The sequence below is a fragment of the Lysobacter soli genome (assembly GCF_003382285.1).
Classification (GTDB): domain Bacteria; phylum Pseudomonadota; class Gammaproteobacteria; order Xanthomonadales; family Xanthomonadaceae; genus Lysobacter_J; species Lysobacter_J soli.
In genome coordinates this window covers 30,952-44,137 of record NZ_QTJR01000003.1, presented here as the reverse complement: position 1 = coordinate 44,137, position 13,186 = coordinate 30,952, and the positions used below count along the sequence as shown (strand labels likewise).

Sequence of the window (13,186 nt, the reverse complement as noted above, 5' to 3'; positions counted from 1 at the left end):
TTCGATGATCACCTTGCTGCTGCCGCCGCGCGAACGCTTCGGCGGCCAGCGCCTGTCTGCCGATACCGGTCGGGCGCTCGCGCGCGGCGATCGCAGCGAACGCAGCGGCGATCAGCTGTCGAACGTGCTCGACGTGCTGCCGCGTGGCTGGCCCGTCGCCGCGGCGGCGCGCCAGCGCGATGCCGGCGATGCGGCGAACGCCGCCTGGCTTCGTGCCGACCCGGCCTACGTTCGTCCCGACATCAACGGCGCGCGCCTGCTGTCCTATGGCGAAGCGCTCGGCCTGACCGCGCAGGACGCCGCGGCGCTGCTCAAGCCGCTCAAGCCGCTGTTCGGCGATGCGGGGTTTCCGATCGACGCGCCGGTGCCGACGCGCTGGTATCTGCAACTACCCCTCGGCGCGAAGCTGCCTGACTTCACTTCGCCGGAGCAGGCCCTCGGTGCAGACCTGTTCGACGAACTGCCGCAGGGGCCAGAAGGCCGCCGCTGGCGTGCGCTGCTGAGCGAGGCGCAGGTCGTCCTGCACAACCATCCGCTCAATGCGCAGCGCGCCGCTGCCGGGCTCGCCCCGGTCAATTCGCTGTGGTTCTGGGGCGCGGGTGCGCTGCCGGACCACGTGCGCTCGAACTACACGCACATCGTGAGCGACGACGAGAGCGTCACTGCGCTTGCTGCGTTGGCCGGCGTCGAGGTCGCGCCCAAAGCAGCGTCATGGAGCGGCCGCGTTGAAGAGGGCGATTCGTTGATCGACCTGCGCGATGCGCGCGATCTCGCGGTGCTTGAACGCAACTGGTTCGCGCCGCTCCTGGACGCGCTGGTGCGTGGCGAACTGAAGCAGCTGCGTTTCGATTTCGACGATGGCGCGCGCTACGACATCGCGCGCTCGCAGCGCTGGCGTTTCTGGCGCCGCCCGCTGATGTCGTTCGTCGGCGCCACTGCCGTCAACGGGGCCGCATGAAGCCAGTCGCACGACTGCGTCGCCGCGATTGCGTCGACCCCGGCCTCTGGCCCGACTCGATGCCATTGCTGCTGCGCCGGCTGTACGCGTCGCGCGGCGCGACGACGCTCGAACTCGCGCAGCCGCGCCTGGCGCAGCTGCATCCGCCTGAACTGCTCGGCGGCCTCGACGCGGCGACGGCGCTGCTCGCCACGGCGATCGCCGAAGACCGCCACATCGTCGTGGTCGGCGATTTCGACTGCGATGGCGCCACCGCCTGCGCCGTCGGCGTGCGCGGGCTGCGCATGTTCGGCGCGAAGCGCGTATCGCATGCCGTGCCCAATCGCATCGTGCATGGCTACGGCCTGTCGCCCGCGCTGGTGGACGAGCTCGCCGCGTTGCAGCCGGACCTGCTGGTCACGGTCGATCACGGCATCGCCTGCCATGCCGGCATCACGGCGGCGAAGGCGCGCGGCTGGCAGGTGCTGGTCACCGACCACCACCTGCCGGGCGAACACCTGCCGCCGGCTGACGCAATCGTCGATCCGAACCTGCGCGGCGACGCCTTCCCGAGCAAGTGCCTGGCCGGCGTCGGCGTGATGTTCTACGTGCTGCTCGCGCTGCGCCGGCATCTGCGCGAGCGCGGCGCTTTCGCCGGGAAGGAACCGGACCTGCAGGTGCTGCTGGATCTGGTGGCGGTCGGCACGGTTGCCGACGTCGTGCCGCTGGATGCGAACAATCGCGCGCTCGTGGCCGCGGGCCTGCGGCGCTTGCGAGCCGGGCAGGGCAGTGCCGGCCTGCGTGCGCTGATCGAGGTGTCGCAGCGCGATCCCGCCCGCCTTACGGCGACCGACATCGGCTACGCCGTCGGCCCGCGCCTCAATGCGGCGGGGCGCCTGGAAGACATGTCGCTGGGCATCGAATGCCTGCTCACCGACGACCTTGCACGCGCGCGTGACATCGCCGCGACGCTCAACGAGATCAACAGCGAACGCCGCGCCGTGCAGCAGCAGATGACGGACGACGCCGAACGCGCGCTCGCCCGCGTCGCGCTGGGCGACAGCGCACCGCCGGCGGCGATCTGCCTGTTCGACGCCGAATGGCATCCGGGCGTCGTCGGTCTCGTGGCGTCGAAGATGAAGGAGCGGCTGCATCGACCGGTCATCGCATTCGCACCAGCCGAGCCCGGCAGCGACTCGTTGCGCGGCTCGGCTCGTTCGATCCCGGGTTTCCACATCCGCGACGCGCTCGCCGATGTGCACGCGCGGCATCCGCACCTGATCGAGCGCTTCGGCGGCCATGCGATGGCGGCGGGACTGTCGCTGCGCATGGAGGCCTTTGCCGCATTCGCCGAGGCGTTTCGCGATTCCGCCGCCACGTTGCTGACGCCTGAGCTGCTGCAGGCGGAACTGCTGAGCGACGGCGAGCTGTCCGCCGACGACTTCTGCCGCGCCAGCGCCGAAGCGTTGCGCGACGGCGGGCCGTGGGGGCAGGGCTTCGCCGAACCGCAGTTCGATGGCGAGTTCGATGTGCTTGGTTGGCGCGTGGTCGGCGAGCGGCACCTCAAGCTCGAACTCGGCCTCGCCGGGCGTAGGCTAAACGCGATCGAGTTCGGCGGTTGGGGTGGCCTCGCGCCGCCGCCGCGCGTGCGCATCGCCTATCGCCTGGAAACCGACGATTACCGCGGCGGCGAAGCCGTGCAGCTGGTCGTCGTGCACCGCGAAGCCGTGGCCTGACGGTTCGCGATACGCCGGCGGTTCAATCGACGCCGGCCTTGCTCTTCGTCACGAACTCGCCGAGTTCGGACAACGTGCCATCCACGCGTCGCAGCAAGCGCGCGATCTCGTGCGGCGATACCAACGTTCCGGCTTCCGCGGTGCGCGTGGCGATGCGCAGGTCCGCCGCCAGGTTGCGGTAGCCGAACGTTCCAAGCGCGCCGGTGATCCGGTGCAGGGCACGGCCCATCCGCTCGGCGTCGCGTTCGTCGTTCGAACGTCGTAGGTCGTCCAGGTCGCCCGGCAGGTTTGCGAGCAGATCCTCTGCGACGAGGCACACCGTTTCGCGCGAGCCGAAGCTGCGGGTCAGCATCGCGAGGTCAAGCGGTTCGAGGGGCGGCTCCAGTGGCGGAGCAGGACGGGGCGACGCCGCGACCGCATCGATGGGAATGGCGTCAGGATCGACGACGTCCGCCTTATCGTCGAGGTCCACAGCGGGCTGGCGCGGAAGCCAGCGCTCGAGTTCGCGCATCATCTCGTCGAGTCCGATCGGCTTGCGCAGGTGGCCGTCCATGCCGGCCTCACGGCAGCGCGCTTCGTCTTCCGACAGTACGCCCGCGCTCAGCGCGACGATGGGGAGGCGTGCTCGTCCTTCGGCGGCCTCGGCGGTTCGGATCGCTCGCGCAAGCGCGAAGCCGTCCATCCCCGGCATCTGCAGGTCGGTGATGAGCAGATCGAAGTGCTCGGTCGCCAGCGCCGCGAGCGCCTGTTCGCCGCTCGACACCACGCGGCAGCGAAACCCGAGTTCGCCCAGTTGCCGCTGCACCAGCAGGCGGTTGGTGGAATGATCCTCGGCTACCAGGACGTGCCCGGCATGTGCCGACGTCGTCGTGCTTCGGGACGCTTCAGCGCGTGTGCCATCGTCCAGCGCCAGTGCGCACGCGCGTTGCACGTGCGTGGGAAGCAGCGGCTCGACGACGATGGCCGTGCGCGGAGCGTCGGGGCTGTCTTCGACCAGCGGGATGTAGCGCGCGGGCGAGGTCGAGGTGGGCGGAGCCTCCGAGAGGATCAGATCCGCCTTCGACGCGTCGGACACCACACACGCGCCGAACGCTTGCAGGGTCGAGGTGAGTGCGTCAGCAACATCGGCGTTGTCGCTGCGCACGAGCATGTTGCGTCCGGCGAGCGCGCGATCGGACGCGCTGTGCCTCGCGACCTCGACGTCCAGCGTCAGCGAAATGCGCGTGCCGACGCCCGGCGTGCTCTCCAGTTCAAGTGCAGCCTCCATGCGTTCGGCCAGGCGCCGGGAAATCGCCAGCCCCAGTCCGCTGCCGCCATACGTGCGTGTGGTGCTCGCGTCGGCCTGCTTGAACGGCTGGAACAGCTTGCCCTGTTCCGACTCCGGGATGCCGATGCCGGAGTCCGTAACGCTCAGACACAAGGTCTGCTCATCGTCGCCGTTGCCGAGCACTACCAGCGACACGGCCACATAGCCGCTGCTGGTGAACTTGATCGCGTTGCTCAGCAGGTTGAGCAGGATCTGCCGGAGCCGCGTCGGATCGGCCACCACCAGGCCAGCCAGCGTCGGATCGATATGGCAGAGGCAGCGCAGCTGCTTGCGACGGCTGAGGTCCAGCACCAGCTCGATTGAGTTCGACACGAGCACGCGCAGGTCGGTCTCGACCGGTTCCAGTTCGATCGCTCCCGCCTCGATGCGCGACATGTCGAGCACGTCGTCGAGGATCGTACGCAGCGCCTGCGCGTAATCCTCCACCAGGCCGATGAGGTAGCGCTGGTCGTCGTTGACCTCGCTGCGGGACAGGATCTCGATGATGCTGTTGATGCCGGCCATCGGTGTGCGGATCTCGTGGCTCATCGCGGCGAGGAAGTTGGCGCGTGCAAGCGCGGCGCTTTCGGCCGATCGCTTCGCCGCCTCCAGCGCGTCCGCCTGCCGGTGCGACGCGGTGACGTCGACCCAATAGCCGCTCCAGTGCACCAGTCCGTCGTCGAGCCGCCGCGCGACGGTGCTCATGCGGATCCAGCGATCGGGCGCGGGCGTTACGGTGCGGAAATCCAGTTCGATCGCGCCGAGGCTTGCGAAGGATGCCTCGAGTGCGTCCAGCAGGCGCGCGCGGTCGTCCTCGTGCACGAGCGATGCGAACGCCTCGCGCGGATGTTCGGAGAGTTCGGCGTGATCCTTCCCGAACAGCGCGAGCGTGTTGCCCGCGATGAAGGGCATCCGGTAAACGCCAGAGGCATCGCGCGTGAGCTTGAAGATCACGCCGGGCAGGTTGCGCGTGAGGTCGCGCATCAGGCTGTCGGTTTTCTCTCGGCGACGGATTTCCGTGCGCGTGCGCAGCCAGGCGAAGGCGAGCACCGCGAGCAGCAGCGCCGCCAGGGCCGAGCCGATGGCCACGGTCCGCCACTTCACGCCGCTGGAGACCTGCACTTCCAGCCATCCCGAGCGTATGCGCTGCTGGTCCTCGGCACTCAATGCCGCGAGCATGCGGTTGATCAGCGGTACCAGCGGCTGGTACTCGCCACGCACTGCGAACACGAGGTCTTCGTCGAATCCGGCGGGCGCGGCGAGCCGGAGCGTCGGATATTCCCCGCGTCGGAGGGGCCGGTCCGCGGAAATCAAGTCGCCGACGTACGCATCCGCTTCGCCGCGTTCGACCGCCTTCAGCCCGGCCGGAATGCTGGCGACCGGAACGACGATCGCGTTGGGCGCTTCGCGCATCACCCGCTTGGTGCGCGCAGGACCCAACACGGCGATGCGCTTTCCGTCCAGATCATCCAGCGCGCTGATCGGGCGGGCATTGGTGCGCATGACGATCACGAGGCTGACGCGGGTAAAGGCGGACGTGAGGGCCCAGTCAGGGCCATGGGGCGCTCCCGCCGGCAGCGGCACGAGATCCACTTCGCCACTACGCATGCGCTGGCGCAGGGCTTCGGTCGTACCCGGGAACTCCCTTCCCACTTCAAGGCCCAGCCTGTCGTGCATCATCTGGACGTACTCACCGGCGATGCCGCTCATGTGCCCGTCATCGCCTCGGAAACTGATGGGATCCCAATCGCTCGAGTATCCGATCCGCGGCGGCCGCAGCTGGGCCAGCCACAGCTCCTCGTCATGCGTCAGCGGAACGCGACCGGCGCGCAGGATCGGCAACGACGAGGCGCCGAGCCACTTGCCTTCGTATGCGAGCCGCCGTTGCGGCGTGATGCGGGCGAGCGCCTTGTCGATCATGCTCGCGAGGGGTTTTCGATCGTCGGGTACGGCGAAATGGAGGCTGTCGGCAGGCAGGTCGATCGGGCCGAGCACCGCGAGCGACGGCCACGCGTCGGTCGCGAGCGCGGCATGTGCGACGTAGGGGTTGCCTATGAAAACGTCGGCCTTGGCATGCAGGATGGCCTCGAAGCCTTCCTGCGCGTTAACGACTGCGGTGATATCCGCGCCGGGAAACCGGGCTCGCGCTGCGCGCTCGACCGAGGCGCCGCGTTCTACCGCGATGCGCGCCGACGCGAGCCGGTCGGGCGACAGCAGATCGCTGCGTGTCGCCGGCCCCACGGCGACGGGTGTCGCTTCGACGTAGGAGGCCGTGAATACCAGGCACGGCGTTCGCTCGGGTACGAGCGAGACGTTCATCAGCACGTCGACTTCGCGCCGACAGCCGCCTTCAAAGGCTTTCTCCCATGACGGATACGCATGCACTGCGATCCGCACACCTAGCTGTCGCGCGACGTCGTCGAGATATGTGGGCGCGAGGCCGGTCAGTGTTTCGTTTTCGTATCGCTCGAACGGTGGCCAGCCGCCGGTGTACGTCGCGACCGTGATCGTCGGATGCGTGCGCAGCCACTCGCGTTCTTCATCGGTGAGTTCGATAGACGCCGCATGCGCGAGATTTGCGATAAGCACAAGCAGCAGGCATGCGACACGACGGAACATCGCCAGCAGTGCATGCATGCGGGCACGGGGATATCCTATCCCCCCGGAAATTCCTGTCCCGGTGGGCGATCCCCCATGAACCTGCGAGTGTTCCTTGCCGACGATCATCCTGTCGTACTTCGCGGTGCGAGGGCGATCCTGGAAGCGAGCGGCATCGCGGTGGTGGGAGAAGCGCGTACCAGCGACGATCTGCTGGCGGCGTTGGAAAGCGAAAGCTGCGACGTCGTGGTGACGGACTTTGCGATGCCCAACAGCACGTCGCCCGATGGCGCTGAAATGATCAGGCAGTTGCGTGAACGCCATCCGCTGCTGCCGATCGTCGTGATGACGATGATCGGGAATGTCGGAATCCTCGACTCGCTGCTGCGTGCGGCCGTTCTGGGCGTCGTGGAAAAGACCGAGGACATGGAAATCCTCCCGATGGCCGTGAAGTCGGCGGCCAACCGCCGGGTGTTCATCTCGCCTGGCTTGCGGCGGCAGCTCGACGCGATGGGCAAGCGTCGTGGTCGCGGCACGTTAAGCGCGCGTGAAGCCGAGATCATCCGCCTGCTGGCGTCGGGGCTGACGGTAACAGAGATCGCGCAGCAGTTGGATCGAAGCTTGAAGACCATCAGTCGGCAGAAGATCGACGCCATGCGCAAGCTGGGCCTGGAGAACGAGGCGGAGCTGTATGCGTACGCGCGGGAGAACGGCCTGACCTGAGCGGCAGGCGTCGCGGCGTATGGCCTAGGCCAGTTCCGGATCAATCCGATGGCCGGTGAGGCCGGCGGAGCGCACACTGCGCGGGCTGTCGGAGGAACGGCTGGACCATGCATACACGTGTCGTAATCGCGGACGACCACCTGCCGGTGCTCGCATCCGTCGGCGCCGCGGTGGCGGCGACAGGCGCGACGGTGGTGGCGCGTGCGCGATCGCCCGATGAACTGCTCGCCGCGCTGCACGAACTGCCGTGCGACCTGCTGGTGTGCGACTACGCGATGCCGGTCGACGCGCAGGTCGATGGCATCGAAATGGTTCACGGGATCCGGTCGCAGTGGCCGGAGCTGCCGGTCATCATGCTGACGACGATGTCGAACGGGGTGATCCTGCGTGCCCTGCTCGAGTCGGGCGTGCGCGGCTTGGTCGACAAGGCCGCCCCCGCGCTGGAATTGCATGCCGCGATCCGTGCCGTCGAGCAGGGCGATACCGTCGTGAGCCCAAGCTTCACCGAGGCGATCGCCGGATACGCCGCGCATCTGGACGAGCCCGTGTTGTGGCGCGAAATTGCCCGGATGTTCGAACGCGGCCGTTCGACCAGTGAGATCGCGGCAATGCTCGGTGTGCCCGTTTCGTGCGTGGAGCGGCACAAGCTCGCATCCACCGTCGGAGGCGACGAGGACACTCCCAAGACGGAATCCCAGCGCCATCCATGCGAACCGCACCGCTGACGAGGAATTCCGACGGACAACCCGGCGCGACTCACTGCGCGTCCGGCGAGCGGCGTCGAAAGTGTCGCGGTGGTCACGGAGGCGTGCATCGAGGCCGTCCCGTTGCGTGCGGGGGAAGGCGAGAGAGTAGGACTCCCGCGCGCCGCTGCCGACCAGAGAAATCTGAGGAAAGTCGACTCGGCCCGCTTCGTTCAGGATCCTTCCCCGGAACGCACTTGGCGCCGCAGGCTTGACGCCGCCGAAACATTCCCGGACCTAGGCTGAACAGCCTTCCCCCAGCCCCGGGAGTCCGTGCCATGCCGCTGACGATCAACATCGATCTTTCGGACGAGGACCTGCAGCACTTTGCCGGCGTGGTCGAGTCGGCCCGAAAGGAAGCATCGGACAAGAGCAACGCCGAAGTCGTCGAAGCGGCGACGCAGCTCGCCACCAAGGCGAGCCAGAGCAACCCACCGCAGTTCGTCAAAGACCGTCTGTTGATGCTGGATTCCCTGATCGCGATGCTCCGGGACGAAGGTTGGGCACTGTCGGAGGCCGACGCGGCGAACGTGCGTTCCGCGCTGGCGTACTTCGTTTCCGCGGGCGACGCGATTCCCGACAACGTGCCGGTACTGGGCTTCATCGACGATGCGATCATGATCGAGCTCTGCGCGCGCGAACTGCGCCACGAGATCGAGGCCTACGACGACTTCTGCGACTTCCGCCAGCGCGAAGCCGAGCGCCGCAAGCTCGATCCCGCCAGCGTCGGTCGCGCGGACTGGCTGGAAGGACGCCGCGACGAACTCCAGGAACGCATGCACAAGCGCCGCAATCGCGATTTCCGCGGCGGCTTCGGCAGTGGGTTCGGGACCGGGTTCGGCGGCAGCAGCGGCTACGGCCCGGTGCGGCGCTATTCCGATACGGGCTGGCGTCCGGGCCCGTTCCGGTTCCGCTGAAGCGCTGGCGGCAATCGCCCGCCTGCGGACCAGCGGCGGGCGAGAGCGTTTGTTAGAATCGGCGGTTCACCACCGCGATTCGAACCGGACATGATCGAGCTCAATCCCGTCCGCCAGCGCATCGCCGACCTCACTGGTCGGCTGGATGCGCTCAGGGGGTATCTTTGACTACGACCGCAAGGTCGAACGTCTTGAAGAAGTAAACCGCGAACTGGAAAGCCCGGACGTCTGGAACGACGCCGAACGCGCCCAGTCGCTGGGCCGTGAGCGCTCCTCGCTGGACAAGGTGGTCGGCGGCATCCGCGACCTCACCGATGGCCTCGTCGGCGCGGGCGAACTGCTCGAACTGGCCGAGATGGAGAACGACGAAGGCACGGCGCAGGCCGTGGTGGACGACGTCGAGCGTTACGCGAAGGACGTCGAGAAGCTCGAATTCCAGCGCATGTTCTCCGGCAAGATGGATGGCACCAATGCGTTCGTCGACATCCAGGCCGGTGCCGGCGGCACCGAGGCGCAGGACTGGGCCGAAATCCTGCTGCGCATGTACCTGCGCTGGGCCGAGTCGCGCGGCTGGAAGGCCGAGCTGATGGAAGTCAGCGGCGGCGATGTCGCCGGCATCAAGTCCGCGACCTTCCGCGTCGAGGGCGATTTCGCCTACGGCTGGCTCAAGACCGAAACCGGCGTGCACCGCCTGGTGCGCAAGTCGCCTTTCGATTCGGACAACCGTCGGCACACGAGCTTCACTTCCGTGTTCGTTTCGCCGGAGGTTGACGACAAGATCGACATCGAGATCAATCCGGCGGACCTGAAGACCGACGTGTACCGCTCTTCGGGCGCGGGCGGCCAGCACGTGAACAAGACCGAGTCCGCGGTGCGCATCACGCACGTGCCGTCGGGAATCGTGGTGGCGTGCCAGACCGAGCGGAGCCAGCACGCCAACCGCGACCGCGCGATGAAGATGCTCGCGGCGAAGTTGTACGAGCTGGAAATCCAGAAGCGCAACGCCGAGCGCGATGCCGTGGAAGCGACCAAGTCCGACATCGGCTGGGGCAGCCAGATCCGCAACTACGTGCTCGACCAGAGCCGCATCAAGGATCTGCGCACGGGTATCGAACGCAGCGACACGCAGAAGGTCCTTGATGGCGACCTGGACGAATTCGTCGAGGCGAGCCTGAAATCCGGCCTGGAGGCCGGTTCGAAACGCGCCGACGCGGTCTGATCGCGCCGATCCGACCTAGATCGCCATGCCCGCGAAAGCGGGCATCCAGCGACTTTTGCATTTGAACGCGGGAGCCAAGACACTGGGGCCCCGCTGTCGACGGGATGATGGCGCGCCGCACGCCGTCCCCGAACACCTCCGCTCCATTCCTTCCGATTTTTCCGACCGATGACCGACCAGACGCCCGCCACCGCCACGCCCGCCGACGAGAACTTCCTGATCGCCGAGCGTCGCGCCAAACTCACGGCGCTGCGCGGCGAAGGCGGCATCGCCTTTCCGAACGACTTCCGTCGCGACCAATACGCCGGCGATCTGCAGACGCAGTTCGCCGACGCCGAAACTTGGACCGCCGAGGCGCTCGAGGCCAAGGGCCAGCGCGTCGCAATCGCCGGCCGCATCCTGCTCAAGCGCGTGATGGGCAAGGCCAGCTTCGTGCAGATCCAGGACGAGTCCGGACGCATCCAGCTGTTCCTGCAGGCGAACGTGCTCGGCGAGGTATACGACGCGTTCAAGGGCTGGGACGTCGGCGACATCGTCGGCGCGCAGGGCACGCTCACGCGCACCAAGACGGGCGAGCTGTCGGTGAAGGTCGACGTGCTGCGCCTGCTGACCAAGTCGCTGCGTCCGCTGCCGGACAAGTTCCATGGCCTGGCGGACGTCGAGCAGCGCTATCGCCAGCGTTATGTCGACCTGATCGTCTCGCCCGAGGCGCGCGAGGTGTTCGTCAAGCGAAGCAAGATCATCCGCGCTATGCGTGCGTGGCTGGACGCCCGCCGTTTCCTGGAAGTGGAAACGCCGATGATGCATTACATCCCCGGCGGCGCCGCGGCCAAGCCGTTCGTTACGCACCACAACGCGCTGGACCTGGAACTGTTCCTGCGCGTGGCGCCGGAGCTGTATCTCAAGCGCCTGGTCGTCGGCGGCCTGGAGCGCGTGTACGAGATCAACCGCAACTTCCGCAACGAAGGCGTGTCCACGCGGCACAACCCGGAATTCACGATGCTCGAACTGTACGAGGCCTACGCCACGTACACCGAGATCATGGACCTGACCGAAGGCCTGATCCGCGACGTCGCCGTGCAGGTGCTGGGCACCACCCAGATGCATTGGGACGGCGCCGACATCGACCTTGGCCCGGCGTTCCGCCGCTGGCGCCTGGACGAGGCGGTGCGTCACTACAACCCGGAGATTTCCGCTGCCGACTGCACCGATCGCGATGCCCTCGTGCGCCATTGCGAACGCCTGAAGGTGCCGGTGAAGGCCGGCTACGGCTGGGGCAAGCTGCTCCTGGAAATCTTCGAGAAGACCGCCGAGCACCAGCTCGTGCAGCCGACCTTCATCACCCATTACCCGGTCGAGGTCTCGCCGCTGGCGCGTGAAAGCGACAGCGAGAAGGGCATCACCGACCGCTTCGAGTTGTTCGTTAACGGCAAGGAGCTGGCCAATGGCTTCTCCGAGCTGAACGATCCGGAAGACCAGGCCGAGCGCTTCCGCGCGCAGGTCGCGGCGAAGGAGGGCGGGGACGACGAGGCGATGCACTTCGACGCCGACTACATCCGCGCCCTGGAAGTCGGCCTGCCACCCACGGGCGGCCTGGGCATCGGCATCGACCGCCTGGTGATGCTGATGACCGGTTCGGCCTCGATCCGCGACGTGCTGCTGTTCCCCTACATGCGTCCGGAAGCCGGTTGAGACAGGCGGGCGGGGGGGGCGGCGTCCCATGTGCGTCGGGCGCGGGACCGGGACGCATGGCTGGACTGCGGATCGGTGGCCCGGCTCGTTGAGCGACGACACATCGTGGTGAAGCGCAGCTAAAGCTGACGCACACCTCAGCCGATTCCCATATCAAGTCGGGTCGTTTCCCGGCTGCGGGCGCCGCCGGCCCGGGGTATGCTCCTCTCACTGGCCACCACAGGGGGTGGCGGCTCCTACGGAACCCGGATGTGAACGTCGTCATCGTCGATGACCAAACCTCAGCGCGCACGATGCTGCGCCACATCATCGAGGACATCTCGTCCGAGCTGCATGTGTCCGATTTCGGTGACCCCGAGGCCGCACTGGGCTGGTGCGAATCCAACCAGCCCGACCTGCTCCTGCTGGACTACCGCATGCCGGCGCTGGACGGGCTGGAGTTCGCCCGCCGCTTCCGCCGCCTCCCGCTTCACCGCGACATCCCGATCATCCTGGTGACGGTGGTCGGCGACGAGCCGATCCGCCAGGCCGCCCTGGAAGCCGGCGTCATCGACTTCCTGGTCAAACCGGTCCGTCCGCGCGAACTGCGCGCCCGCTGCCGCAACCTCCTGCAGCTGCGCCAGCAGTCTGAGAACGTGAAGCAACGGGCACTTTCGCTCGAGCAGCGTCTGCTTTCGAGCATGCACGAGGTGGAAGAGCGCGAGCGCGAAACGCTCTCGCGACTGGCGCGCGCCATCGAGTATCGCGACGCGGGTACCAGCGCCTACCTGGAACGCATGGCGCACATCGCCGGACTGATCGCCGAGCAGTTGGGCATGTTCGAGGACGAAGTCCGCGTCATCGAAATGGCCGCGCCGCTGCACGATATCGGCAAGATCGCCATTCCCGATGCGGTGCTGATGAAGGCCGGTCCGCTGTCGGAAGACGAGACCGCGGTGATGCGGCGTCATCCGCGCATCGGCTATGAACTGCTCAGCGGCAGCCAGAACCGCTTCATCCAGGCCGGCGCGCTGATCGCGCTGCGCCATCACGAACGCTACGACGGCAGTGGGTATCCCGATGGCCTGCGCGGGGAGGAAATCCCGTTGGAAGCCAGGATCGTCGCGGTTGCCGACGTATTCGATGCGCTGATCTCGCCCCGCCCGTACAAGAAGGCTTGGGACGTGGACGCGGCGCTGGGTTATCTCTACGCGCAGCGCGGTCGGTTGTTCGATCCGCGCTGCGTCGACGCGCTGATCCGCAGCCGCGAGCGGCTTGAGGACATCTGCAACCGGTTCTCTACGGTATCAGCGCGTCCCGGCCTGGAGTGAGCCGC

General features: G+C 67.3%; 9 protein-coding genes. 8 read left to right on the top strand and 1 reads right to left on the bottom strand.

Features of this window, described 5'->3' with window-relative positions:
* Positions 1 to 4: 4 nt before the first annotated feature.
* The gene (locus tag DX912_RS05710) at positions 5 to 958 is read left to right on the top strand and encodes a phosphoglycerate mutase (protein WP_115841534.1); all 954 of its coding nucleotides are present in this window, start codon (positions 5 to 7) and stop codon (positions 956 to 958) included.
* Positions 955 to 2,673: a single-stranded-DNA-specific exonuclease RecJ gene (gene recJ, locus DX912_RS05705; protein ID WP_115841533.1), complete on the top strand. Its 1,719-nt coding sequence runs from the start codon at positions 955 to 957 to the stop codon at positions 2,671 to 2,673. Before DX912_RS05710 ends, recJ begins: the two co-directional genes overlap by 4 nt.
* 22 nt (positions 2,674 to 2,695) lie before the next feature.
* Here recJ and DX912_RS05700 read toward each other — a convergent pair whose 3' ends face one another.
* Complete coding sequence (locus DX912_RS05700) at positions 2,696 to 6,616, bottom strand: ATP-binding protein (protein ID WP_181902723.1); 3,921 nt, start codon at positions 6,614 to 6,616, stop codon at positions 2,696 to 2,698.
* Positions 6,617 to 6,673: 57 nt separating this feature from the next.
* Between DX912_RS05700 and DX912_RS05695 the strand changes: the two genes are divergently transcribed.
* The 6 genes from DX912_RS05695 (at position 6,674) to rpfG (ending at position 13,181) form a co-directional block, all read left to right on the top strand.
* On the top strand, positions 6,674 to 7,300 hold the full coding sequence (locus DX912_RS05695) for a response regulator (protein ID WP_115841803.1): 627 nt from the start codon (positions 6,674 to 6,676) through the stop codon (positions 7,298 to 7,300).
* A gap of 107 nt (positions 7,301 to 7,407) precedes the next feature.
* Positions 7,408 to 8,025, top strand: a complete 618-nt coding sequence (locus DX912_RS05690) for a response regulator transcription factor (RefSeq protein ID WP_115841531.1) — start codon at positions 7,408 to 7,410, stop codon at positions 8,023 to 8,025.
* Between the two features lie 296 nt (positions 8,026 to 8,321).
* Positions 8,322 to 8,960, top strand: coding sequence for a YkvA family protein (locus tag DX912_RS05685; protein WP_115841530.1), 639 nt, complete (start codon positions 8,322 to 8,324; stop codon positions 8,958 to 8,960).
* Positions 8,961 to 9,050: 90 nt separating this feature from the next.
* Positions 9,051 to 10,179, top strand: a protein-coding gene (gene prfB / locus DX912_RS05680; protein ID WP_115841529.1) for a peptide chain release factor 2 whose coding sequence is annotated in 2 segments (ribosomal slippage) — positions 9,051 to 9,125 and positions 9,127 to 10,179 — 1,128 coding nt in all. Because the reading frame shifts where the segments join, the coding sequence is not laid out codon by codon here.
* A gap of 168 nt (positions 10,180 to 10,347) precedes the next feature.
* Entirely contained in the window at positions 10,348 to 11,871 is a 1,524-nt protein-coding gene (lysS, locus tag DX912_RS05675) for a lysine--tRNA ligase (RefSeq protein ID WP_115841528.1), read from the top strand.
* Positions 11,872 to 12,122: 251 nt separating this feature from the next.
* Positions 12,123 to 13,181 carry a cyclic di-GMP phosphodiesterase response regulator RpfG gene (gene rpfG / locus DX912_RS05670; RefSeq protein ID WP_115841527.1) on the top strand — a complete coding sequence of 353 codons (1,059 nt, stop codon included), beginning with the start codon at positions 12,123 to 12,125 and terminating at the stop codon, positions 13,179 to 13,181.
* Positions 13,182 to 13,186: the final 5 nt, after the last annotated feature.